Genomic DNA, 405 nt, shown 5'->3' with positions numbered 1-405 from the left:
TAGTGTTTATAAAGAATATCTTACTTGTTTTTAAAACAAAAGATATGGCAAATAAACGACTGGATATGAGAAACATTTTGCAATTATTACGTTTATATACTCAAGGAGTAAGTAAGCTCCAAATAAGCAGACAATTAGGCTTATCGCGCAATACTGTAAAGAAATATATTGAATCATTTCATCAAAATTCTTTTACCTATCAAGAGTTATCAGGTCTTAGTAATGAAGATCTGGAAGAACTCTTTGATGGACAGATAAAAGCTGTTCCAGAAAAAAATATAGTTTTAGAATCCTTATTTCCCACGATAGAAAAAGAATTAAAGCGAGTTGGTGTTACCCGACAATTGCTCTGGGAAGAGTATAGGGAAAATCATCCTGATGGCTACAGTTATTCTCAGTTTTGCT

1 protein-coding gene is annotated in these 405 nt (G+C 32.1%); it reads left to right on the top strand.

The features are described from left to right. Window positions 1-44 precede the first annotated feature (44 nt). Window positions 45-405: helix-turn-helix domain-containing protein (locus D0817_RS24930; protein ID WP_153188222.1), on the top strand; the 361-nt coding region annotated here is incomplete at its 3' end.

Origin of the sequence: Flavobacterium cupreum (assembly GCF_003996965.1) — a bacterium.
GTDB lineage: Bacteria > Bacteroidota > Bacteroidia > Flavobacteriales > Flavobacteriaceae > Flavobacterium > Flavobacterium cupreum.
Note: the sequence above shows the minus strand (reverse complement) of the source record. Positions and strands in the feature narration are given on the sequence as shown.